The 22,770-nt window shown below is 59.3% G+C and carries 27 protein-coding genes; 19 read left to right on the top strand and 8 right to left on the bottom strand.

Annotated features, from left to right (window positions below):
• The first annotated feature begins 70 nt into the window (after positions 1 to 70).
• Positions 71 to 826, top strand: coding sequence for an SDR family NAD(P)-dependent oxidoreductase (locus tag Q7L55_05425; protein MDO8731999.1), 756 nt, complete (start codon positions 71 to 73; stop codon positions 824 to 826).
• A gap of 67 nt (positions 827 to 893) precedes the next feature.
• Here Q7L55_05425 and rpsT read toward each other — a convergent pair whose 3' ends face one another.
• Positions 894 to 1,151, bottom strand: coding sequence for a 30S ribosomal protein S20 (gene rpsT, locus Q7L55_05420; GenBank protein ID MDO8731998.1), 258 nt, complete (start codon positions 1,149 to 1,151; stop codon positions 894 to 896).
• Positions 1,152 to 1,327: 176 nt separating this feature from the next.
• Here rpsT and Q7L55_05415 point away from each other — a divergent pair, with 176 nt between their 5' ends.
• From Q7L55_05415 to Q7L55_05405, 3 genes are all read left to right on the top strand, one after another.
• A complete protein-coding gene (locus tag Q7L55_05415) occupies positions 1,328 to 1,579 on the top strand; it encodes a hypothetical protein (protein MDO8731997.1) in 252 nt (83 codons plus the stop codon).
• 79 nt (positions 1,580 to 1,658) lie between these two features.
• Entirely contained in the window at positions 1,659 to 2,432 is a 774-nt protein-coding gene (locus tag Q7L55_05410; GenBank protein ID MDO8731996.1) for a hypothetical protein, read from the top strand.
• On the top strand, positions 2,432 to 2,707 hold the full coding sequence (locus Q7L55_05405; protein ID MDO8731995.1) for a hypothetical protein: 276 nt from the start codon (positions 2,432 to 2,434) through the stop codon (positions 2,705 to 2,707). Before Q7L55_05410 ends, Q7L55_05405 begins: the two co-directional genes overlap by 1 nt.
• Positions 2,708 to 2,716: 9 nt before the next feature.
• Here the strand turns inward: Q7L55_05405 and Q7L55_05400 are convergent, their stop codons facing one another.
• On the bottom strand, positions 2,717 to 2,884 hold the full coding sequence (locus Q7L55_05400; GenBank protein ID MDO8731994.1) for a hypothetical protein: 168 nt from the start codon (positions 2,882 to 2,884) through the stop codon (positions 2,717 to 2,719).
• Positions 2,885 to 3,012: 128 nt separating this feature from the next.
• On the opposite strand from Q7L55_05400, the gene Q7L55_05395 reads away from it, so the two are divergent.
• Positions 3,013 to 3,864, top strand: a complete 852-nt coding sequence (locus Q7L55_05395) for an IS1 family transposase (protein ID MDO8731993.1) — start codon at positions 3,013 to 3,015, stop codon at positions 3,862 to 3,864.
• 36 nt (positions 3,865 to 3,900) lie between these two features.
• On the opposite strand, the gene Q7L55_05390 is transcribed toward Q7L55_05395, so the two are convergent.
• Positions 3,901 to 4,404: a hypothetical protein gene (locus Q7L55_05390; GenBank protein ID MDO8731992.1), complete on the bottom strand. Its 504-nt coding sequence runs from the start codon at positions 4,402 to 4,404 to the stop codon at positions 3,901 to 3,903.
• Between the two features lie 125 nt (positions 4,405 to 4,529).
• On the opposite strand from Q7L55_05390, the gene lepA reads away from it, so the two are divergent.
• Positions 4,530 to 6,365, top strand: coding sequence for a translation elongation factor 4 (gene lepA / locus Q7L55_05385; protein MDO8731991.1), 1,836 nt, complete (start codon positions 4,530 to 4,532; stop codon positions 6,363 to 6,365).
• 29 nt (positions 6,366 to 6,394) lie between these two features.
• The gene (gene hemW / locus Q7L55_05380) at positions 6,395 to 7,510 is read left to right on the top strand and encodes a radical SAM family heme chaperone HemW (protein ID MDO8731990.1); all 1,116 of its coding nucleotides are present in this window, start codon (positions 6,395 to 6,397) and stop codon (positions 7,508 to 7,510) included.
• Here the strand turns inward: hemW and Q7L55_05375 are convergent.
• Positions 7,507 to 8,913: an FAD-dependent oxidoreductase gene (locus Q7L55_05375; GenBank protein MDO8731989.1), complete on the bottom strand. Its 1,407-nt coding sequence runs from the start codon at positions 8,911 to 8,913 to the stop codon at positions 7,507 to 7,509. The two genes, hemW and Q7L55_05375, sit on opposite strands and share 4 nt — an antisense overlap.
• A 219-nt stretch (positions 8,914 to 9,132) precedes the next feature.
• On the opposite strand from Q7L55_05375, the gene Q7L55_05370 reads away from it, so the two are divergent.
• Complete coding sequence (locus Q7L55_05370; protein ID MDO8731988.1) at positions 9,133 to 11,022, top strand: chorismate-binding protein; 1,890 nt, start codon at positions 9,133 to 9,135, stop codon at positions 11,020 to 11,022.
• On the opposite strand, the gene Q7L55_05365 is transcribed toward Q7L55_05370, so the two are convergent.
• Complete coding sequence (locus Q7L55_05365) at positions 11,017 to 11,748, bottom strand: acetolactate decarboxylase (GenBank protein ID MDO8731987.1); 732 nt, start codon at positions 11,746 to 11,748, stop codon at positions 11,017 to 11,019. The two genes, Q7L55_05370 and Q7L55_05365, sit on opposite strands and share 6 nt — an antisense overlap.
• Positions 11,749 to 11,863: 115 nt before the next feature.
• Here Q7L55_05365 and hrcA point away from each other — a divergent pair, with 115 nt between their 5' ends.
• The 11 genes from hrcA to Q7L55_05310 all read left to right on the top strand — a co-directional run bounded on the left by hrcA (position 11,864) and on the right by Q7L55_05310 (position 20,714).
• Positions 11,864 to 12,880: a heat-inducible transcriptional repressor HrcA gene (gene hrcA, locus Q7L55_05360; protein MDO8731986.1), complete on the top strand. Its 1,017-nt coding sequence runs from the start codon at positions 11,864 to 11,866 to the stop codon at positions 12,878 to 12,880.
• A gap of 7 nt (positions 12,881 to 12,887) precedes the next feature.
• A complete protein-coding gene (gene dnaJ / locus Q7L55_05355; GenBank protein MDO8731985.1) occupies positions 12,888 to 14,024 on the top strand; it encodes a molecular chaperone DnaJ in 1,137 nt (378 codons plus the stop codon).
• 2 nt (positions 14,025 to 14,026) lie between these two features.
• Positions 14,027 to 14,782 carry a 16S rRNA (uracil(1498)-N(3))-methyltransferase gene (locus Q7L55_05350; GenBank protein MDO8731984.1) on the top strand — a complete coding sequence of 252 codons (756 nt, stop codon included), beginning with the start codon at positions 14,027 to 14,029 and terminating at the stop codon, positions 14,780 to 14,782.
• Positions 14,783 to 14,785: 3 nt separating this feature from the next.
• Complete coding sequence (locus Q7L55_05345; protein ID MDO8731983.1) at positions 14,786 to 15,127, top strand: HIT domain-containing protein; 342 nt, start codon at positions 14,786 to 14,788, stop codon at positions 15,125 to 15,127.
• A gap of 4 nt (positions 15,128 to 15,131) precedes the next feature.
• Positions 15,132 to 16,112: a PhoH family protein gene (locus Q7L55_05340; protein MDO8731982.1), complete on the top strand. Its 981-nt coding sequence runs from the start codon at positions 15,132 to 15,134 to the stop codon at positions 16,110 to 16,112.
• Positions 16,109 to 16,576, top strand: a complete 468-nt coding sequence (gene ybeY, locus Q7L55_05335; GenBank protein MDO8731981.1) for an rRNA maturation RNase YbeY — start codon at positions 16,109 to 16,111, stop codon at positions 16,574 to 16,576. The genes Q7L55_05340 and ybeY overlap by 4 nt, the downstream gene beginning before the upstream one ends.
• Positions 16,569 to 17,882, top strand: a complete 1,314-nt coding sequence (locus tag Q7L55_05330) for a hemolysin family protein (GenBank protein MDO8731980.1) — start codon at positions 16,569 to 16,571, stop codon at positions 17,880 to 17,882. The genes ybeY and Q7L55_05330 overlap by 8 nt, the downstream gene beginning before the upstream one ends.
• Positions 17,875 to 18,204 (top strand): cytidine deaminase, encoded by a 330-nt coding sequence (locus tag Q7L55_05325; protein ID MDO8731979.1) that lies wholly within the window; start codon positions 17,875 to 17,877, stop codon positions 18,202 to 18,204. The genes Q7L55_05330 and Q7L55_05325 overlap by 8 nt, the downstream gene beginning before the upstream one ends.
• Entirely contained in the window at positions 18,204 to 19,118 is a 915-nt protein-coding gene (gene era, locus Q7L55_05320) for a GTPase Era (GenBank protein MDO8731978.1), read from the top strand. The genes Q7L55_05325 and era overlap by 1 nt, the downstream gene beginning before the upstream one ends.
• Positions 19,119 to 19,182: 64 nt before the next feature.
• Positions 19,183 to 19,932, top strand: a complete 750-nt coding sequence (recO, locus tag Q7L55_05315) for a DNA repair protein RecO (protein MDO8731977.1) — start codon at positions 19,183 to 19,185, stop codon at positions 19,930 to 19,932.
• A complete protein-coding gene (locus tag Q7L55_05310; protein MDO8731976.1) occupies positions 19,929 to 20,714 on the top strand; it encodes an isoprenyl transferase in 786 nt (261 codons plus the stop codon). Before recO ends, Q7L55_05310 begins: the two co-directional genes overlap by 4 nt.
• Here Q7L55_05310 and Q7L55_05305 read toward each other — a convergent pair.
• Genes Q7L55_05305 through Q7L55_05295 form a run of 3 tightly spaced genes read right to left on the bottom strand, consistent with a single transcriptional unit; the run spans position 20,699 to position 22,770 of the window.
• Positions 20,699 to 21,088, bottom strand: coding sequence for a transcriptional repressor (locus tag Q7L55_05305; protein ID MDO8731975.1), 390 nt, complete (start codon positions 21,086 to 21,088; stop codon positions 20,699 to 20,701). The two genes, Q7L55_05310 and Q7L55_05305, sit on opposite strands and share 16 nt — an antisense overlap.
• Position 21,089: 1 nt before the next feature.
• Entirely contained in the window at positions 21,090 to 21,923 is an 834-nt protein-coding gene (locus Q7L55_05300) for a metal ABC transporter ATP-binding protein (protein MDO8731974.1), read from the bottom strand.
• Positions 21,916 to 22,770: a metal ABC transporter permease gene (locus Q7L55_05295; protein ID MDO8731973.1), complete on the bottom strand. Its 855-nt coding sequence runs from the start codon at positions 22,768 to 22,770 to the stop codon at positions 21,916 to 21,918. The genes Q7L55_05300 and Q7L55_05295 overlap by 8 nt, the downstream gene beginning before the upstream one ends.

The following is a 22,770-nucleotide window of genomic DNA, read 5'->3' as shown; positions in this document are numbered from 1 at the left end:
CTCCCGCTTGTGCCTTGCGCGCTCTACAGTCACGGTGCGGGCGGTCGCGACAGTAGTGACAGGAGTTCGAATGTTTGATCTGACTGGGCGCACCGCTTTCATTACAGGCGCTGGACAAGGTCTGGGTGCGGAGATCGCCCGGGTGCTCTCAAGTCAGGGCGCTGCGGTCATTCTCAATGACCTGTTCGCCGAACGCGCGGACAGCATCGCGGCGGAACTGACCTCTGCTGGGGGCAAAGCGGTAGCGGCCATCGCTGATATCTCTGACTTGGAAGCTCTGCGCGCTGCCAAGGAAGATGCTGAGTCTGCGATCGGCAGCGGCGTCGACATCCTCGTGAACAATGCAGGCATTCCTGCAAGTGGAATGGCCTTGGAGAAGTTTCTAGACACCGATCCGGCGCAATGGCACCGCCAAGTGGATCTCAACGGCTACGGCACCTTCAACACTTGCTACGTGATGCTCCCGGGCATGATCGAACGAGGCTGGGGACGCGTGGTGACCATCGTGTCCGATGCTGGCCGCATCGGCGACCCAGGCGTCGCGGTCTACGGCGCAGCGAAGGCGATGGGGATGACCTTCATGAAGTCCTTGGCAAATGAGTACAGCCGTTTTGGTGTCAACTTCAATTCGATTTCCCTGGGCACCTTCGGTGCTCCCGGCGCATTCAGTGAAGAAGCGCAGGCCAAGATGGCTCGCAATTACGCGACCAAGCGGCTGGGTACGTGGACAGACATTGCTCCAGCGGTGCTATGGCTGGCGTCCGAAGAAGCCGGCTGGGTCACTGGTCAGACCATTCCCGTCAACGGCGGCTACGCAACGAGTTAGCTCGTTGATCCATGATTCCTGACATGCGAAAGCCCCCATCCGCAGATGGGGGCTTTCGAAGTTGTGGCTAGAGCGCGGCGGCGCGAGTGGCGATGGCCGACTTGCGGTTGGCGGCCTGGTTGGCGTGGATGACGCCCTTGCTTGCTGCCTTGTCGAGCGCGCGCGATGCCTCGCGAGCGAGCTCGGCTGCCTCAGCGCTACCGGCGTCAGCGGCCTTCTGGAACTTGCGAATGGACGTCTTCAGGCCACTCTTGACGGCCTTGTTGCGCTGACGATCCAGTTCGTTGGTCCGGATACGCTTGATCTGCGACTTGATATTCGCCACTGGTCAACCTTTACTCAATCGTGATGGGGAACCCCGAGCCCGCAGGTGGCGGTCATCAGGGCATGAAGCAAACCCGTAGGCTACCGGCATGGTGGCGAAAGCGCCAAATGCCCCATTCATGGGTAGTGGGTCAGTTTGAAAGCAACGAATTTCCGTGGACGTGGGAAGATAGATCTATGCCTGACCGCTCACGCAAGCGCCCCACTGATGTCAACTCATTGGCCGCGTCCATAGTCGCTGACTCTACCGATGAGGACGAGACACCTATGCCGGATGACGGCAAGGACCCAGCAGCTGTCGCCCTCGGGCGCAAGGGCGGACTCAAAGGTGGCAAGGCTCGCGCCGCGAAGCTGACGCCAGAGCAAAGGTCTGAGATTGCAAGGAAGGCGGCGGCGGCGCGATGGGCTCTTCCCAAGTCGGGGTCGTAAACCTCTGCGAGCCGACTTGACATTTCTTACGACTTTACGGCAGACTACGAATCGCTCGTAAACTGCTGAAAGGTTCCTAATGGCTGCGCCGACATTCAAGTTCACGTCCTTTGATCTCAATCAATCTGTGGAGGTCGCCCGCATACTCGATGAGCATGGGGGCTTGGGTTCGTCACATGAACTGGCAATCTGGCTTGGGTATAGCGGTACCAACAACGGCTCATTTCTCACGCGGCTAGCGAACGCAAAGCTGTTCGGGTTCGTCGAGGGACCGTCCAGCGGCATCCAGGCGACTGAACGTGGAGTGAACGTGATCAGGCCTGAGAGCATTGCTATGGCAGATCGGGCGCGCTTGGAAGCCTTCGAGAGCGTGCCTCTCTACCGTGCATTCCTTGATCACTTCCATGGTCAGTTGCTTCCCGATGAGACCGGCATGAGAAACGCGCTAGAGAACCGATGGGAGATTCAGCGAGACAAGTCAGCAACTGTTCTCACCCGCTTACTGGACTCTGCGGAGCAGGCGGGTCTCTTCAAAGTCGCCGGCAACAGGACAAAGATGGTTCGGCCAACGTTCGGTAGAGATTCGGTCACGGTTCCTCACGCGCACGTAGTAAAGGAACCATCGTCAGCAGCAGCCGAACCCATTCAGCAGCAAGAGGTTTACAGGCGTGAGTCAGCTAGAAGCCACAAGCTTGTGGATGGCGCCCTGGACCTTCTGCCGGACATCGGGGGGACGTGGGACGAGAACCAGCTACGTCAATGGCTGTCATTCCTGGAGTCTGCCCTGAGAGTGGTCTACAAGTTGCCCGCCGACCAACACCATTCTTCTCTCAAGCAAGGCGTGGTGGCGTAATGACTGACGTCATGGGCACTCCTGGAATGGTCGCGCGACCTGAGTACCCCTCCGCGATCATGGACCCTGCGCTTGCCGAGTTCGTGGCCCTCCCTGAGGTTACCCAGCGAGGACTAGATGAAGCGCTTGGCGAACTGGAGCAACGCCCTTGGCCAGATGACGCTCGGGAGCTCGTTAAGGGGTCTGTCTTTGCGGTGCTTCGCTGCGGCGTTTGGATCATTTATGAGCGGGACGACGAAGCGCGGACCCTTGAGGTCTGGCGACTGCTGCCGTGAGTTACCGACTTAGCCTTCTTCGCGGGCCAAGAATCGGTGGAGCTGGTCCCTGCTCGTTCCAGGGCCGCTCCCTCGGGACTTTCCATCGTTGTAAGCCTCAAGCAAGCGAGCTTGGAGTTCATCGTCCCGTTGATTGCGACGCTCGACAAGGCTCACAACGCGGCTGTCCGTGGTCATTTGTCGCTCCTGCCTGATTCGGGCGGTCCCTATTCGTTACTTGACACTCTAGACGAGATAAGTCTGTATGGCATCTTTGTGAGGCATTCGACTTGACTGTGCGTAAGCGGTCAAGCATAATGGTCATTATGAACAGGTTGAGCACCGAGCAGCGGGCAAGAATCGTTGGCTGCCTTACGGAGGGCATGAGCATCCGCGCCACTTCCCGTGTAACGGGCGCAGCCAAGAACACCGTTGTGAAGTTGCTGGCCGACCTGGGAGCAGCAAGCGCGGACTACCAGAACGTGGCCCTGCGCAACCTGTCTTGCACGCGGATCGAGTGCGACGAGATCTGGTCCTACTGCTACGCGAAGGCCAAGAACGTGCCCGATGAGCACCAGGGCGAGTTCGGCTATGGCGACGTGTGGACCTGGACCGCGATATGCGCCGATACCAAGCTCGTTCCCTCGTGGCTCGTGGGTGAGCGCACCAGGGAGGACGGCACAACGTTCATGGAAGATCTCGCCTCGCGCTTGGACAATCGAATTCAACTCACCACCGATGGACTTTCGATATACCCCTTGGCCGTTGAGTCAGCATTCTTCGGGAAACTCGACTATGCCCAGCTGCACAAGATTTACAACTCACCCACTGGCACCGGTCCCGACCGCCGCTACAGCCCCGGCATTTGCACCGGCATCAGCCTGAAGGTCATGGCAGGCAACCCCGATATGGCCTTGGCTTCAACGTCCTATGTAGAGCGTCAGAACCTCACCATGCGAATGGGAATGCGCCGCTTCACGCGACTGACCAACGGATTCAGCAAGAAGGTCGAGAACCTTGCTCACGCCGTGTCACTTCACTACATGCACTACAACTTCGCTCGGCCCCACAAGACGCTGACTAAGGCCGCTGGCGGATATGCCACGACCCCGGCCATGGCTGCGGGGGTGGCTGATCACGTCTGGACGAATGCGTCAATTGCGGGACTGCTTGACTAACCGCAATTGACGCACTGTGCGAGCTTCTTGCGATTGTCAGGAGCCGAGGTGATCGGGCATTGGGACCTGACTTGGCACCACGGACATATCGAGATCGCACGCGCCCTTCAAAGCGTAGACGTCAGCCTTGAATTTAGTGTTACTGAGGGGGCCATCGGGCAGATCGCTGGGTTCCATCTGACCTGTGAACGTGTTTTTCCAAAGTGTGGTGATCTCAGCTGATGATGCGTCGCGCAGGACATCTCGAAGATCCGCGCTGTCTACGTTCGGCCATGTCTCAGCGAATCGCTGTTGCGCCTGTTTGAAGAAGACCGTCTGTTCGATGTAGCCGACATAGATGGCTTTGCGATTTCCACTACGCACGAACTCTTGGGAACGCCAGCCATCCAGGTCGGCTGAGGCTCCTGACCAGGCAGATCGGATTGCGCTGCAGTCAGCCTCCGCTCGTGATCCGGCGCACGCTGCTATGCCAGTGGATGAGACCAAGGCGACGAGGGTTAGGGCGATCACTCTCGGACTGGTCATCACTGCGCGGGTCACGGTCAAATCTTAGAAGGCCAGTTGGTAGTTCGCCTTCATCGCGATCAGCCTCGCCGCAGAGGAATTACTAATAGCTCTTGGCCCTAAACTGACCCACTACCCATTCATGAACCAGAAGGACCCACGTGCCAGGACCGCAGCCCGGATCAACTGATCCATCGGTTATCCGGAATTTCTGCATTATTGCCCACATTGACCACGGGAAATCCACCCTCGCGGATCGGATGCTCCAGGTCACTGGCGTGGTCGATGACCGCTCAATGCGCGCTCAGTACTTGGACCGCATGGATATCGAGCGTGAGCGTGGCATCACGATCAAATCCCAGGCTGTTCGGCTGCCCTACAAGGCGGACGATGGCATCGAATATGTCCTGAACATGATCGATACCCCTGGGCACGTCGACTTCACCTATGAAGTCTCGCGGTCATTAGCTGCCTGTGAGGGCGCCATCTTGCTGGTTGATGCAGCTCAGGGCATTGAGGCTCAGACCCTCGCCAATCTCTACCTGGCACTGGAGAACGATCTGGTAATCGTGCCGGTATTGAACAAGATCGACCTGCCGGCCGCGCAGCCGGAGAAGTACGCGGCTGAGCTCGCTCGCATCATCGGCTGCTCGCCTGATGAGATCTTGCTGACCTCGGCCAAATCTGGCCTCGGAGTGCGTGAGGTGCTGGAGCGAGTGGTCGAGACGATCCCTGGTCCCACGGGCGATGCTGATGCTCCAGCTCGCGCGATCATCTTTGACTCGGTCTACGACACCTATCGAGGCGTAGTCACCTATGTCCGCGTCGTCGATGGCCGCATCGGCACCCGCGACAAGGTCGCGATGATGTCGACAGGAGCAGTGCACGAGCTGCTTGAGGTCGGAGTGATCAGCCCAGAGCCAGTCGTGTCCAAGGGTCTGGGCGTCGGCGAGGTTGGCTACCTGATCACGGGCGTCAAGGATGTTCGCCAATCGCGTGTCGGTGACACCATCACCACCGCGCATAAAGGCGCAACCGAATCTCTAGGTGGTTATCGCGATCCCAAGCCAATGGTCTATTCGGGGCTGTATCCGATCGATGGCTCCGACTATCCCCTGCTGCGCGATGCCCTTGACCGTTTGAAGCTCAATGATGCTGCGCTGATCTATGAGCCGGAGACTTCGCTCGCACTTGGCTTCGGATTCCGCTGCGGCTTCCTTGGCCTGCTGCACATGGAGATCGTGCGCGAGCGTCTCGAGCGCGAGGCCAACCTTGATCTCATCTCGACTGCACCCAACGTCATCTACCGGCTCGTGCGCGATGACGGCAGCGAGTTCGTCGTGACAAATCCAAGTGAGTTCCCGGAGCAGAAGATCGCGCATATCTATGAGCCGATCGTGAAGGCCACCGTCATCTTGCCAAGTGAGTTTGTCGGAACGGTGATGGAACTGTGCCAACAGCGTCGCGGAATGATGCTCGGGATGGACTACCTCTCCGAGGATCGTGTCGAACTTCGGTACACCTTGCCAATGGCTGAGATCGTATTCGATTTCTTCGATGCATTGAAGTCCAAGACCAAGGGCTATGCATCCCTTGACTATGAGTTGAGCGGCGAGCAGGACGCTGACCTCGTCAAGGTCGACATCCTGCTGCATGGTGAGCCAGTTGATGCCTTCAGTTCGATCGTGCACCGCGACAAGGCGATGAGCTACGGCACGATGATGACCACGAAGTTGAAGGACCTCATTCCACGTCAACAGTTCGAAGTGCCGATTCAGGCAGCCATCGGCTCTCGAGTGATCACTCGCGAAACCATCCGCGCAATCCGCAAGGACGTGCTTGCCAAGTGCTACGGCGGTGACATCAGCCGTAAGCGCAAGCTCCTTGAGAAGCAGAAGGAGGGCAAGAAGCGCATGAAGATGGTCGGACGTGTCGAAGTTCCGCAAGAGGCATTCATCGCGGCGCTGTCTACTGGCGACGAGACCTCGAAGAAATAGTGTCGGCCGTCCACGAGAGCCCGCTCTCTATGTATGTACACGTTCCATTCTGCTCAAGCCGCTGCGGTTACTGCGATTTCAACACCTATACGGCCACTGAACTTGGCAACGAAGTGCGCCGCGACAGTTTCCATGAGGTGCTGGCAGCTGAGGTCCGCATTGCGGCGGAGCAACTCTCGAATTCTCAACCGATCAGCACGGTGTTCGTCGGGGGCGGTACTCCGATCTTGCTCGGCTCCGATGGCTTGAACTACGTGCTGGCGGAGATCAGGAACAGCTTTGGTCTGGTCGAGGGTGCCGAGGTCACGACCGAAGCCAATCCTGATTCAGTGGATCAGCAGATGCTTGAAGATTTGCGTGCGGGCGGATTCACTCGAATGTCCTTTGGCATGCAAAGCGCCGCACCCAAGGTGCTGCAGATACTTGAACGCACGCACACTCCTGGTGCGAGCGTGCAAGCCGCCAGGTGGGCCGTCGAAGCCGGATTCGAGCATGTCAATCTCGACCTGATCTACGGAACGCCGGGCGAGACCGACGATGACTTGAAGGCGTCAGTTGAAACGGCCCTCTCCGCTGGCATTGATCACCTGTCGGCTTATGCGCTGATCGTTGAAGAAGGCACTGCGCTGAGTCGTCGAATCCTGCGCGGTGAGCTCGCGGCTCCAGACGACGATGTCTGTGCTGATCGATACGAGTTGATTGACGAGTTCATGACTTCCGCAGGCATGCCGTGGTACGAAGTCTCGAATTGGTCAAAGCCAGGTGGCGAATGCCAGCACAACCTTGCTTATTGGCGCAGTCAGAACTGGTGGGGAGTTGGACCGGGTGCGCACAGTCATGTCGACGGTCGGCGTTGGTGGAATATCAAGCACCCGGCTCCATACGCCGATCGCATTCGACTACATGAATCGCCAAGCGCCGATTCCGAGTTGCTGACAGATGTCAACCTGCGCACAGAGCAAGTGATGCTCGGCGTGCGGCTTGCCGAAGGTATCTCAGCTGATTCCTTCGACTCGACGGTGCTTGACGGACTGGCCAGTCGTGGACTCATTGCAGAATCTGCGCGCAATGACGGCCGGGTGCAATTGACCTTGGCCGGACGCCTGCTTGCTGATGCCGTGGTGCGAGAGTTGCTTCCGAATTAGAGATTGTGCGCGAAAGCTGCTGCACTTTCACCGGCGATGCGACCAAAGACCAGGCAGGTCGCGGTTGGCGTTGCATCCATCGCACTGCCATAGCCAGCGATGCCGCTGGCACACTCGCCGCCGGCAAACAGTCCCGGGATCGGCACGTTGTTCTGATCGAGCACGGCTGCTCGCGCATTGACGCGCGGACCTGCGCCGGTGAAGCCGACGGAGGCCAAGCGCATCTCCGTCGCGTAGAACGGACCAGTTTCAATCGGCCGCATATCGGCAGGATCTTTCAACTGCACAGAGTCATATCCGGCTCGCGCATCCTCGTTGTACTGCTGCAAGGTGCCGCGAAGCGATGCCGGCTCGATGCCGATCTCTACAGCCAGTTCATCGATCGTGTCGGCCTTCACGATGCTGCCGCGCTCAACTTCGGCATCGACGACGTCCTCGACATAGTCCGGATGTAGCCGTTGCTTCTTCTCACCTGGAGCCAGGATCTCGCCACTTGGCTTGTATGCACTCTTGCCCGCGTCGTCAAAGATGAGGTGGACAGGTCCCTGCGCGTGGCGCACCGCACCCTGCATCGCTGCCACGCCTGCGCACTCGTCCACGAAGCGTCGGCCCTTGGCATCCACGAGCACCATGTGTCCTGGCAGCGAAGGAAGCGAGACCTGCACGTATCCGGGACGAAGGGTGACCTCCCAGAGATCCTTGCCCGCAATCTGCGCACCGACGGCCGAAGCCAATGGGATCGCGTCGCCCTGCGCAAATCGGGCCAGTTCCTCGCCGCCGACGGGCAGCACCCAGTCGCCTGCCAGCGCAGCAACGGATGGCAGCCACTCTGCTACAAGCTCCTTGTTACCGCCGAAGCCGCCGGTGGCAAGGATCACGGTCTTGGACAGCAGTGCTTCGTCTCCTGCTTCGACCCCGATGACGCGCCCATCGTCAGTGAGCAAGCGGTCGACCCGGGTGTTGAGGATGAACTCCACGCCCTGGTCCCGTGCCAGCCGAAGCAGTACTTCGATGATCTTCCAGCCGCCACCAGAACGATGGATGCGGCTGACTTCATTTGTCTCGCTGGGCAGGATGCCCTTGACCACCAGCCCGTTATCGGCCAGCCACTCGATCTCCTCGCCGATGCCGAAAGTCAGGGCGTGGGCATTGGCAGCGTCAATCTGATACTCATGCAGGCGCATGTACTGCTTGAACAGCGCCTCTGGCGAGTCCTCCACCCCTGCCTCCTTCTGGAAGCGTGTGCCGGCTCCCATGAGATGGGCGAAGGAGTATTGGCTGCGACCGCCGATCTCTGGCTGGGCCTCGACGACGACCACCGAAGCCCCCGCAGCGCTAGCGGCCACGGCCGCTCGAAGGCCAGTGAAACCACTGCCAAGAACAATCACATCGAAGTCAGACATCAGGTTGCTCCAAGACGCGGATGGTGTTGCGGAGAGCGGCAAGCGTATCGGCGTTGTGTACGCGAGCACCATGCCTTGGCGTTATGGTTCTGTCATGTTCTCGCGTATGAATTGGTGGTCCGCCGACTAGGCGACCATTGGGATACGCGTATCCGCATTGACCGCCCTATGGGCGGTTTTTTCGTTTCGTGGGGTGGGCACCGAACAAGGGACCACCGCATGACTTCACTCCTTGAAGGCGTCGTCGCAGGCGACTACTCGGCCTTCGCTCTGGTCAATCGGCATGACAGCTCACAAGTCGAAGTGCTGGTGGGCTCGGTCATTGACGTAAGCCTGATTTCCGAGATTCCACTGTGGAATGAGCATGGGGAGCCAAGAGAGGTCTTGGCGCTTGTGCCCTTTCAGCAGATTCGTGAACGCGGCTTTGCGGCTCGAGTCGACGGCAGCCCCTTGAGATCTCTCGTTATTGAGCAGCGCGAACAGGTGGCCATCGATAAGTTCCTCGCGCTCGCTGGTCCTTCGCCTGCGCTCGAGGGAGAGCAGGGCTTCGACGTCAGTGATGCCGACTATGCCGACACCGTTGGCCGGATCATCGCTGACGAGATTGGTCGCGGTGAGGGCTCGAATTTCGTCATTCGCCGTGACTACCGGGCGCACACATCGATGGCCGCACACTCCGCGGTCATCGCGTGGCTCGCAGCACTCCTTGCGCAAGAAGCGGGGGCCGCCTGGACTTTCGCTGTATGCACGCCTGGTCTGTCGATGGTCGGCGCGAGCCCGGAACAGCACCTAAGTGTTGCGCCCACTGGCGAACTCGGGCGATCGCTGGTGCAGATGAATCCCATCGCCGGCACCTACCGACATCCGGTAGCCGGAGCCACAGCTGAAGGCTTATTGGATTTCTTGCACAACAGGAAGGAACAGGAAGAGCTGTTCATGGTGGTCGATGAAGAACTCAAGATGATGAGTCGCATCTGTTCGTCGGAAGTACGCGTTCGCGGGCCTTTCCTGAAACAGATGGCGCATTTGACTCACTCGGAATATGTCATCGAAGGCATGTCCAATGTGCATCCCCTGGATGCCCTGCGCCAGTCGATGTTCGCTCCGACCATCACCGGCTCACCTATGCAGAATGCCTGTGCCGTGATCGCCAAATACGAACCCACTGGGCGGGGTTACTACGCGGGTGTCTTGGCCTTGTTCGAAGTTCACTCAAAGGATGGACACAGTCTCGACGCACCAATTCTCATCAGAACGGCCTATCTCGACGGCAAGGGCGACATCTGCGTACCTGTTGGCGCAACTTTGGTGCGTCATTCTGACCCGGTGTCCGAAGTTGCCGAGACACTCGCCAAGTCGCGTGGAGTGTTGCAGGCAATCGGTGCCCGAGGTGCAAGGGCAAAGAATCCGCGACTGGATCTCGCCCAGTTGCCCGCGGTCGATCACGCGCTGCAAGTGCGCAACAGTGGATTGTCGGGCTTCTGGCTGCAAAGTAAGGTCAAATTCGATAGCCGCGCGGGGCTGTCCGGAACTGCAGTGGTGGTTGATGCCGAGGATGACTTCAGCGCGATGCTTGTGCAGCAACTGCGTGCACTCGGGATGAGTGTGGCGTTGCAGGCCTGGTCAGAGCCCCAGATTGCAGACTGCGATCTGCTCGTGGCTGGCCCAGGTCCGGGTAACCCATCAGATCTGCAGAATCCGCGAATCGCCCGCATGCATGAAGTCATCCGACAGCGTCGCGCGTCAGGTCGCGGACTGCTGGCGGTATGTCTGAGTCACCAGATCCTTGCGACCCAACTGGGACTTCGTCTTGAGCGTTTGGACCAACCGCGACAGGGACTGGTGCTCACAGCAAATGTGCTCGGTCAGCGAGCGCAGCTGGGCCACTACAACAGTTTCAGCGCAGTCGTCGATCAAGCTAGTCGACCACCGGCAGATGTGTGCGTTCACACGGAGCCGGACTCCGAGGCGGTCTCATCCTTGTCTGGTGCTGGCTTCTCGTCAGTTCAAGGCCATCCCGAATCGGTGCTGTCCCGTGATGGCCTTCTTGCGCTCAAGGCATTGGCAACGCACGCATTGCTGACTCCCAACGCGGCTGGTCACCTATGAGACGCGGAAGCCTGCAGCCCGCTCTACTGACAGTTGAACGTCCTTTCCGGCCGCGCAGGACAGTACGTGTCCTCCTGCAGTCTTTTCTGCAGTGATGCCATGCAAATGCAGGCCTGGCGCCCCGATGCCGGCAAGATCCGCGCCTGTTCTGAAGCCCACCAGCACGGCCTTTCGTGAGCCAAGCTGGAAGACCGTCTGCTTGGCCACTACATCTGCGAGCGAAGGATAAGGAGTGCTCTGGGCTGGAACGCTGCGCGTGACCAAGTCTGAGAACGTGCCACGCACGCGCACCGCCACGACGCCGGTATTGGTTTGAGCGAGAGTGTTGACTGCACTCAGGAGGTTGGCGCATGTTGTGCCTGGAGCAACGGGCCCGGACCAATCAGGCGTGAATTCGATCGTCTCGAAGAATGGCGTGGTGGCCACGCTCGTGACGGGGCGCGGAGTTCCGTCGGTGCCGACTCGGTAGGCAACACCGCCGAGCATCACCAGCTCGCCATCGAGGTGGTCAAAGGTGCCGATCCCGATGTTCTGATCATTGATGAACGACTTCACCGGGACAAGCCCGGAGTAGTTCGGTGAGATGAGGGAGTCGTAGGTTCCGATCTGGTCGACCCAAGGGGCGATAGAGGCTTGTGCCGGTGCGGGCAGCAGTCCTGCCGCCAGAACTATGGCGAGCGCACCAAGGAGCAGTGCCAGAGGTCGGTGGGGTCGTCGTGCACTCATCTTTGGCTGCTCCTTTTGTTCTGCGTAGGCCTACGACTGCACCATCTTCCTCACGCTCTCAGCGCGCGTACACTTGGCACTCAAGAATTGCGAGTGCTAAGGCCTGGAGGTGAGCATGCTCGAAGACCGCCGTTTGGCTGTCTTGCGTGCCATCGTCGAGGACTACGTGTCCACTCACGAGCCTGTGGGTTCCAAAGCTCTAGTCGAGCGGCACAGTCTCGGCGTCTCTCCAGCCACGATCCGCAATGACATGGCCGCCCTTGAAGACGAGGGATACATTGCCCAGCCGCACACCAGTGCCGGCCGAATCCCAACCGATCTTGGATATCGGCTCTTTGTTGATCGGCTCTCGGCCGTCAAGCCGCTATCAGCAGGAGAGCGCAGAGCAATTGAGCAGTTCCTGTCAGGCGCGGTCGATCTTGACGACGTGATGGTCCGCACCGTGCGCCTGCTTGCTCAAGTCACCCGGCAGGTGGCTCTGGTGCAGTACCCATCACTGACGCGCAGTTCCGTTCGACATATCGAACTCATAGCCATCAGCACAACGCGATTGCTGCTGATCTTGATTGCGGACACCGGCCGTATTGAGCAACGCACGATCGAAATCAATGAGCCGATCAGTGAGCAGTTGATTGGCGAACTCCGCGCTCGTCTTCTCACTGTTGTGATGGGACAGCCTTTCTCTGCCTTGGCCACGCTGCTTGAGCAATTCACGGAGAACTGCGAACCGGCGCTGCGCCCTGCAGCAACATCGATCACGGCCACGCTCTTGGATGCTGCAATGGAGACGGTTGATGAGCGCATCGTGCTCGGCGGCACCGCCCACCTGGCCAGGTACGGCGAGGCCTTTCCGATCGACATTCAGCCAGTGCTCGAAGCCTTGGAGGAGCAAGTCGTGCTGATGCGCTTGATGGGCGAGGCCACGACTAGTGGGGTCACCGTTCGCATCGGCCAAGAAACCGATGTCGAGGGTCTCCAGTCGACCTCCCTTGTCACCACTCGCTATGGCCGACACGGACAGGGGCTTGCCTCCTTGGGTGTCGTTGGCCCAACCCATATGGACTACGCCGGGGCCATCCGCTCGGTCAATGCGGTCGCGCAATACGTAACTCGAATACTTGAGGAGCAGTGAGTCTGCAGTGAGCACCGATTTCTACGCACTGCTTGGCGTTGAACGAACTGCGAGCCCGGAGGAGATCAAGAAGTCCTACCGCAAACTTGCGCGCGAGCTTCACCCTGATGTCAATCCTGATCCACATGCGCAGGATCGTTTCAAGAACGTGACTGCTGCCTACGAGGTGCTCAGCGATCCAGAGAAGCGTCAGATGTATGACGCGGGGGGCGATCCGCGACAAGGCGGCTCCGGCGCTGGTGGATTCCAAGGTGGATTCGACTTCGGCGACATCATGGATGCCTTCTTTGGTGGTGGCGGGTCTGGGCAACGCGGGCCACGCACGCGGGCTCGTCGTGGACAAGATGCGCTCATCCGCTTGCAAATCGACTTGAACACTGCGGTCTTCGGCGACACCCGCGACATCACCGTCGACACCGCCAGTCGCTGTGGATCGTGCAACAGCACCGGTCTCGATGGCGACAGCCAGCCAGTGGTGTGTGTGATGTGCAAGGGTCGTGGCGAGTTGCAGCAGATGCAACGCTCGTTCCTTGGGCAAGTGATGACTTCACGTCCTTGCCCGCAGTGCCAAGGTTTTGGTACGACCATTCCGCATCCTTGCCACGAGTGCTCCGGTGATGGTCGAGTGCGGACCCGTCGCACGATGACGATCCAGATTCCGCCAGGTGTCGACACTGGCACTCGCATTCAACTCACGGGCGAGGGGGAGGTTGGACCCAATGGCGGGCCTGCCGGTGATCTCTATGTCGAGATCGTTCAAGCTGCGCACCCTGTCTTTGAACGTCACGGTGACGAACTGCATTGCCGGGTCGCGGTGCCAATGACATCGGCTGCGCTGGGAACAAGCATCAGCCTGGAAACCCTTGATGGCGATGAACTCCTTGATGTCCGTGCCGGGACCCAATCCGGTGAGGAACTCATTCTTCGTGGCAAGGGGGCGGCCCGACTCCGTGGTGGCCAGCGTGGCGATCTGCATGTGCATCTCGATGTGCGTGTGCCCACGGATCTTGATGAAGAGCAACGCATCCTTCTTCAGCAACTCGCGCAATTGCGCGAAGAAGAAGCCGTGCGTGTATCGCACCCATCAGCGGAGGCCAACTCCGGATTGTTCACTCGACTCAAGGATGCGTTCACTCAGAAGTGACGATGCAGTTATTGCTGTGCGAGGCCGTGAGTGCGGCCGAGATTGGCGCGGTCGTTCAATTGTCGCCCCAAGAGGCGCGCCATGCGATCGCCGCTTTGCGCATGACTTCGGGCGAACATGTGTTGCTCGCCGATGGACTCGGACGCAAAGCCATAGGCAGGCTGGAAGTACAGAACAGTGCTGCGTCCGTTGTCATCGAGAGCATCAGCGACGAACCGGCGCTGGATCCGTCCATAACTGTTGTTCAGGCATTGGCCAAAGGTGAGCACGGTGAACTGGCGATCGATTTGATGACTCAAGTGGGAGTTGATCGCATCATTCCCTGGGCCGCTCAGCGCTCGATCGTTCAACTCAAAGGGGATCGCGCTGACAAAGCCCTGATCAAATGGCAACAAGCAGCGCGTGCTGCCGCAAAGCAGTCGCGTCGTTCGCGCCTTCCGGTTATCAGTGCAGCGCTTTCCACCCAAGAAGTCGTGGCGCTGCTCGCTGACTTTGATGCTGTCTTTCTCCTGCACGAGGCAGCAACGATCCCGCTCGCCTCAGCAGACTTGCCGACTTCTGGCCACATCTGCCTGATTGTGGGGGCGGAAGGCGGGATCTCGCCCGAGGAGTTGACGTTGTTCTCTGCGCAGGGCGCTATTCCCGTCTTGCTAGGCCCCGATGTGCTGCGTACCTCGCTGGCTGGGACGGTGGCGATCAGCGTCCTGGCAGCCCGGCTTCGCTGGGCAGCGCCACCCGCGCCTGGCGTGGGAGGATGAACTATGTCTGATTGCCTGTTTTGCAGCATCGTCGCTGGGGAGATCCCTGCTGATGTTGTGCTGCGCACGGAGGATGTTGTCGCCTTTCGCGATATCAGCCCGCAGGCGCCTGTGCACTTGCTCGTGGTGCCGATTGCTCACTACGCCAATGTTCAAGAGCTCTCCGCTGCGGCACCAGAGCTCACCGCGAGCCTCATTGGTGCTGCGGCGACCGTTGCGGCTAACGCAGGGGTGGGGGAGGCCTATCGCTTGGTGTTCAACACAGGCGCGGCTGTTGGCCAGTCGGTATTGCATGTGCACGGACACGTTTTGGGCGGAAGGGAATTCACATGGCCACCGGGATAACTGCATGAGCATCCTGCCTTCTGAGTCGCGCGCAGAGGCGCGCATCACTGTTCCTGCTTCACAGCCGATGGTTGCGCTCCTGGGCGTCAGCGATGCGCACATTCGATTGATAGAGGCGGCCTTTCCAGCCGTGGTGATACTTGTGCGCGGCAATGAAATTCAGTTGACCGGTGCACCTGAAGAGGTTGGAATCGCAGAGACACTCATCGGCGAGATGCTCGCTGTGCTGCGCACGGGGCAGTTGCTGACCCAAGAGTCAGTGGATCGCAGCATCACTCTTCTTCGCAGTGGCACTCGCCCCACTGAGGTGCTGACGGCAAATATCCTGAGCAATCGCGGGCGCACGATTCGGGCCAAGACTCTCAATCAGAAGCGCTATGTGGACGCCATCGACAACAACACCGTCGTGTTCGGCATCGGCCCGGCAGGTACCGGCAAGACGTACCTCGCTGTGGCAAAAGGCGTGCAGGCCCTCCAGGCAAAGAGGGTGTCACGCATCATCCTGACTCGCCCTGCCGTTGAAGCTGGTGAGCGCCTTGGTTTCCTGCCCGGAACCCTGTCGGAGAAGATCGACCCATATTTGCGTCCGCTCTACGACGCGCTGCACGACATGATCGATCCCGAGTCGATCCCGCGACTGATGACCAGCGGCACAATCGAAGTCGCACCGCTTGCGTACATGCGTGGCCGCACCCTGAACGACGCATTCATCATTCTTGATGAGGCGCAGAACACCTCGGCCGAACAGATGAAGATGTTCCTCACCCGTCTTGGCTTTGGCTCGACGATGGTGATCACCGGTGACGTGACCCAGGTTGATCTGCCCGGCGGCACTACGAGCGGCCTGCGCGTCGTCGGCGACATCCTCGACGAGATCGATGACGTGGCTTTTTGTCAGTTGACTTCCGGCGATGTGGTGCGTCACAAACTCGTTGGACGCATTGTTGAGGCCTATGCGCGTTATGAGGCGCAGCGCGAAGTATGACGCTGACTTGCGAGAACGAGACGAATTACCAAGTTGATCTGGAAGGACTGAAGGCTGAGGCTGAGTTCCTTTTCGGCGCCTTGCAATTGCACCCGGAAACTGAGTTGGCGATCACTCTGATCAGTACGGCCGATATGGAGGAACTGCATCTTGAATGGATGCAGGAGCCGGGTGCTACCGACATCCTGTCCTTCCCGATGGATGAGCTGCGGCCATCAATGGATCCCCAACCCGGGATGCTCGGCGACATCGTGATCTGTCCGGAGTTTGTTGAATATGACACCCAGCGCCCGGGGATGTCCCTGTCGCAGCGGCTGGAGTTCCTTCTGGTTCATGGGATGCTGCATCTCATCGGCTACGACCATGCAACAGAGGATGAGTACGACGTGATGTTCGCATTTCAGGATGAACTGCTGGTGCAGTGGCAGGGCGCACGCGGCGTAGTAGGGGGAGAACGTGGCTAGCGCCTGGCTGCTCGCCATCGCAGTGGTTCTTGTGGTGCTCGCAGGTCTGCTCGTCAGTGCCGAAACGGCCATTGGTCGGGTCTCGCGATCTCGGATCGAGGAACTCCGACGAGAAAAGCAGAAGTCAGCCGACCGACTGTTGATCCTGCTCGAGGATCGTGCTCGCTACGTGAACGTCCTGCTCTTCTTGTCTACCGTTGCCACCGTTGGCGCGACAGTCATCGTTGGGTATGTCTGCGTTGACACCCTTGCCATTGGGCACGACTGGTCATACGGCGGCGCCTTATTGCTCGCAGTCGGGGTCATGGTCGTCGTCTCATACGTTGCTCTCGGCGTTGCGCCGCGTACCCTTGGGCGCCAGCACGCTGATCGCATTGCGATGTCGAGCGCAGGGTTGGTGCGCACAATGGCCACGATCCTTGGGCCGATCACCTCATTGTTGATTGTGATCGGCAATGCGTTGACTCCCGGCAAGGGCTATCGCGAAGGTCCGTTTGCGTCACAAGCTGAATTGCGCGAGTTGGTTGACCTCGCTGAAGCCGACAGCCTCATCGAGGACGACGAGCGTCAGATGATTCACTCGGTCTTTGAACTTGGCGATACGCGCGCGCGAGAGGTCATGGTTCCGCGCACCGAGATGGTCGTTGTCGAGCGCCAGAAATCCTTGCGGCAGGCACTGTCTCTTGGCCTGCGATCCGGATTCAGTCGGATCCCGGTCATCGGTGAAGGCGCTGATGACATTGTCGGCGTGGTGTATCTGAAGGACCTCGTGCGACGAGTCTTCGATGATCGTCAGGCCGAGGAGGATGAACTCGTTGAGTCGCTGATGCGCAAGACCTTCTTCGTGCCCGACAGCAAGCCGGTCGATGAGCTTCTGCGCGATATGCAGGCCGCGCGCGTTCACCTGGCCATCGTGGTTGATGAATACGGCGGTACGGCCGGCTTGGTCACTATCGAAGATGTGCTCGAGGAGATCGTCGGTGAGATCGCTGATGAATATGACACTGAGATGCCTGAGGTGACCGAGCTGGGCGATGGTGGCTATCGCGTGAGTTCGCGCATGCACGTTGAGGATGTGGCTGAGCTTCTCGGCATCAAGATCGACGCTGAAGAAGAAGGCGTGGACACAGTGCTCGGGCTTCTGGCCAAGCGACTGGGTCGCGTGCCGATTCCTGGAGCGGCAATCATTGAAGATGGCTATGTGTTGACTGCCGAGAGCAGCGGTGGGCGCCGCAACCGAATCAACGCTATTCGCGTGGAGCGCATATTCGCAGAGGATCAAGTGAAGGCTCAGACCGATGGATGAACTGAACCCTGAAGACGCCAAGCTCGTCACTTTGGCGCGCGGGGCACGTGCTCGCATCGGTGCTAGTCAGGGGGCTGCTGTGCGCGATGAACTCGGCAGAACCTATGCAGGGGCAACAGTCGAATTGCCGAGTTTGCATCTGAGCAGTTTGGAGCTCGCCGTTGCGCAGGCAGTGGCCGCCGGTGCGACGGGTCTTGAGTGTGCAGTTGTGGTCGGCGGCTCTGAGATTGAACACACAAGTGTGCGCGATCTTGGTGGGTCGGGTGTCACAATCCTGATCTGTGCTGCGAACGGCTCCGTGCAGTCGCGGATAGCGTCCTGATGGCCTTTCGCAGTGGTTTCGTCTCCATCGTCGGACGCCCCAATGCTGGGAAGTCAACGCTGACGAACCGCTTGGTTGGGCAGAAGATCGCCATCACCTCATCGAAGCCGCAGACCACCCGGCGACTCATTCGAGGAATCCTTACAAGCGAAGAATCCCAACTCATCCTCGTCGACACCCCGGGCTTGCACCGTCCACGCACTCTCCTTGGAGAACGCCTCAACGATCAGGTCCGCGAAACCTGGACCACAGTCGACGCAATCGGCCTTTGTCTTCCGGCCGATCAATTGATCGGGCCAGGCGACCGCTACATCGCCAAGCAGATCGTCGAGCTCGGCCGAATTCCCATCATTGCCATCATCACCAAGTCCGACAAAGTCTCGCGTGAGGCGCTTGCTGAGCGTTTGCTCGATGCTCAATTGCTGGCTGAGCAACTTGGCACTCAATGGGCAGCGATCGTGCCGGTCTCGGCCAACAACGGCGAGAACATCGATGCTCTTGTGGCGGAATTCATCGACCTGATGCCTGAAGGTCCACTGCTCTATGTCGATGGAGAGGTCACTGATGAGCCTTTGGAGATCGCAGTCGCCGAGCTCATCCGCGAAGCCGCACTGGAAGGCGTGAGCGACGAACTCCCACATTCGATCGCTGTGACCATCGAAGAGATGGGCCTGCGAGCGGGACGATCTGCAGATCGTCCGTTGACCGACATCCACGCGAACCTCTTCGTTGAACGTGACAGCCAGAAGTCGATCATCATCGGCAAGGGCGGCTCGCGCTTGAAAGCGGTGGGCACCAAGGCTCGCCAGAACATCGAGCATTTGGTTGGCACGCCGGTCTATTTGGATATTCGAGTGAAGATCGCCAAGGATTGGCAGCGCGATCCCAAGCAGCTGCGCCGCCTTGGTTTCTAGCCCTTTCACGCCTCTGACAGGCGTGGCAGTTGGCCGGAACCCCGAGTGAAGATGACAATGTCCTGTGCCGCTTTATCGTGACGAAGCCATCGTGCTGCGGACCCACAAATTGGGCGAGGCCGATCGCATCGTGACTCTCTTGACTCGCAGGCATGGTCGAGTCCGAGCAGTGGCTCGCGGGGTTCGCAAGACATCCAGTCGCATTGGGGCTCGCCTTGAGCCGTTCAGTCATGTCGATGTGCAGCTCTACGAGGGAAAGAACCTGGACAACGTCACGCAGGTTGAGACCATCGACTCGCACGGAGCGCAACTCTCAGGTGACTACGGACGTTGGACTACAGCAATGGCGATGGTCGAGACAGCCGAGCGTCTGACTCCAGTTGAGCGCGAGCCCGCCGTGCAGCAGTACGTCCTGCTCTTGAGTGGATTGCGATCACTGGTCGGCGGCGGTCACGATTCACCGCTCATCTTGGATTCCTATCTCTTGAGGTCCTTATCCATCGCTGGTTGGTCGCCTTCTTTCGATGAGTGCGCGCGCTGTGGTACAGCCGGCCCGCATCGGGCCTTCTCAGTCCAAGGTGGCGGCATGGTGTGTGGCGATTGCCGCCCACCAGGTTCGGCAACTCCATCGATCGCCGCCATCGCCTTGCTCGCTGCCCTGCTCAGTGGCGACTGGGAGCTTGCCGATGCCAGTGAGGTGCGCGAGCGTAGGGAAGCCAGCGGGCTGGTGGCAGCCTTTTTGCAATGGCACTTGGAGCGGGGATTGCGTTCGCTGCCTTTTGTCGACCGTGACGATCGAAAGCTTGGTTCATGAAGAAGCAGGTGCGCCTTCCAACGCCGCATAGCGCCGGCGTCAAGCCGCCGAAGTTGCCATCTGATCTCGTGCCCCGTCATGTTGCTGTCGTGATGGACGGCAATGGGCGCTGGGCAAAGGAGCGCGGGCTGCCCCGAACTGCGGGACATGAACAAGGCGAGGCCAGCCTGCTCGATTGCGTGCATGGCGCACTCGAGCTCGGCATCGGCTGGATCTCTGCCTACGCCTTCTCAACTGAGAACTGGAAACGCTCACCTGAAGAGGTGCGATTCCTGATGGGATTCAATCGCGATGTCATTCGTCGTCGCCGTGATGAGATGAATGAGATGGGCGTTCGTATCCGATGGGCCGGACGGCGACCAAAGTTGTGGCGCAGTGTGATCAATGAGTTGGAAGAAGCCGAGCGGCTGACGGCCAAGAACACAACGCTGACGCTGACGATGTGTGTGAACTACGGGGGCCGAGCGGAAATTGCTGATGCAGCTGCAGCGATGGCTCGCGATGTTCAAGCTGGTCGATTGAATGCCGAGCGCATCGACGAGCGAATGTTCCACCGCTATCTCGACGAGCCCGATATGCCTGATGTCGATCTGTTCATTCGATCGTCGGGGGAGCAGCGCACGAGCAACTTCTTGCTCTGGCAGTCGGCATATGCCGAACTGGTGTTCATGGACACCTTGTGGCCCGATTTCGATCGCCGACATCTGTGGCATGCCTGCGAGATCTATGCCGCACGAGATCGTCGCTACGGCGGAGCACTTCCGAATCAAGCGCCGCAATGAGCGCATAAGCCGAAGAGCTCCAAGGTATGGCTGACTTCGGTGAATCTGTGTTGCGCAGCTACCGCATCAGCCCAGCGCTCAACCGCCGGTCCTTCGATCTCAACTGCCGAGCCACATTTGCGGCAGACCAAGTGATGATGGTGTGAGCCGCTGCACTGGCGATAGACAGACTCCCCGTCTTCGCGGACGATGACATCGACTTCGCCAGCATCAGCCATTGCTCGCAGAGTCCGGTAGACCGTGGTGAGCCCCACGCTTTCGCCCCGAGTGCGGAGGTATTCATGTAATTCCTGGCTTGAGCGAAAGTCATCTAAGCCATCGAGCGCTGACGCAACTGCGGCGCGTTGGCGGGTAGAACGTGGTCCGCTTGTCATCTCAATGCCCGTGGTTGTGGTCGTGATCGTTGTGACCGTCTTCGTGATGATGATGATCGGTGGAGGGCTCGGCATCTTCGCTTCGATGCAATCCGCCAAGCCCGTAGGCAGTCAGCAGATTGTCATTGGTGAGCACGGCTGCCGGTGGGCCTGCAGCTATCACGCGCCCGGCCAACAGCACAACGAAATCTGAAGCCCGAGCCTCATCCAGGTCGTGGGTGGTGAGGATGACCGTGCACCCGCCCTCGGGCTCTTGATGGATGATTTCGTCAATCGTCTGAGCAGAGCCGATGTCCAAACCAGTCAAAGGCTCGTCGAGCAGCAGCAGATCGTGATCCTGCGCAATGCCTTGAGCCACGTAGACCCGCTGCCGTTGGCCACCTGACAACTCACTCAAATGGCGCTTGGCAAGATCGGTGATGCGCAGCTTCTCCATCGCCTCACCTACCCGAGCTTTGTCGAGCTTGCTTGGGCGGCGCATCAACCCAAGCCCGGGGTAGCGACCCATCATTACGGACTCGGCAACGGTGATCGGTGTGCCGACGGGCACGGTCGTGTTCTGCAGGACGTAGCTGATGTGCTCCCGACGTGACTGTGGTTGCGAATCGAGTACGCGAAGGCTGCCGGCGAGTGGACTGATCAGCCCCGCGATGGCGTGCAGCAAGGTTGATTTGCCGCTGCCGTTTGGTCCGATGACGGTTGTCACTTTGCCAGCGGGGATGAAGAACGACGAGGCATGCACTGCGATATGCGAGTTATGCCCGAGCACGACATCGTCGGCAACCACAGCGTCAACTGCGGCGCTGTGGTTGTGATGGCTATGCACGTCAGGCATATTCGGCCTTCTCCACTGCAGTTCTCTTGGCAAAGATCATGCGAAGTCGAGTGACGGTGAGCACGATGAAGAAGATAAGAATCGGCATCAGCGCCATGGTTGCCGAACCCGCTGTGCCGAGGTGGTAGCTGAAGGTGAGGCCAAGCCACACAGAGACCAGAGCTATTCCCGCCGAGATCAGCATCATGCGCGGCACGGTCCGCGCCAGAAGTGCCGCTGTAGCCGGCGGTCCGACCAGCAGTCCGAAGACCAGCAGCGTTCCCACCGATTGGAAACTTCCGATCACTGCCGCGGCAATCAGGATCAGCAGAGCCGCGTGGGTGGCTTTGGGTCGCATCCCGAGAAGCTCGGCCTTGTCGCGATTGAACGAAAGCGCCAGCAGTGGTCGATAGAGAGCCGTTGTCACGATGACAATTGCCAGAGCAAGTATTCCTTGAGCCCATAGATCGCTGGTCGTCACGCCCAGTGCATCACCAAACAAGATGGTGGTCAGACTGCCCGAGAAAGAGCTCAGCCTGGAGATGATCACGACGCCAAGTGCCAGCATGCCTACGAACAGCAGACCGATGCCAGTGTCTTCAGTAAGCGCGGTTTGACGATTCACCAGCTCGATCAGCAGCACCATCACAAGGGCCGCGACTGCTGCCCCAATGACGGGATTGATACCCAGGACGACTGCCGCAGCAATGCCGGGAACAACTCCATGCACGAATGCATCGCCGAAGAAGCTCATCCCGCGAAGGACCAACCACGTTCCGACGATGGAAGACATCAAACCGGCAAGCGCGCCTCCGATGAGTGCGCGCTGCTCAAAGCCCAGCGAGAAGGGCTCGATCCACCAGTCCAT

The sequence above is a fragment of the Actinomycetota bacterium genome (assembly GCA_030650795.1).
Classification (GTDB): Bacteria; Actinomycetota; Actinomycetes; order S36-B12; family S36-B12; genus UBA11398.
This window is presented reverse-complemented; position numbering and strand designations above follow the sequence as displayed.